The sequence below is a fragment of the Bradyrhizobium sp. Ken64 genome (genome assembly GCF_055807555.1).
The window spans coordinates 1-242 of sequence record NZ_JBVVPA010000129.1; the positions used below are offsets into that span (position 1 = coordinate 1).

General features: G+C 64.9%; 1 protein-coding gene. It reads right to left on the bottom strand.

What is annotated here, in order from left to right:
- Window positions 1-204 (bottom strand): TolC family protein (locus AC0L2F_RS35940; RefSeq protein ID WP_473251548.1); only part of this gene is annotated, 204 nt, incomplete at its 3' end.
- Between the last annotated feature and the right edge of the window lie 38 nt (window positions 205-242).

Sequence of the window (242 nt, forward strand, 5' to 3'; positions counted from 1 at the left end):
CAGCCCCAGTGCCACCGTTGGCCAGCGATCGGCGCGGGAAATGCCGTACTGGGCGCGAGCCTGCTCGACACGCAATAACGCCAGGCGCAGGTCCCGATTGTAGTTCAGGGCCTGATCAACCAACCGGGGTAGCTGCGCCGATGAGTCCAGCCCGATCAGCAGCTGTTTTTCTTCTTCGGTAAGCCGCTCTACCGCGTTGCTCATGGCCGATGGCGCGCCCGTTTCCGGGCCGCCGTGCAGGT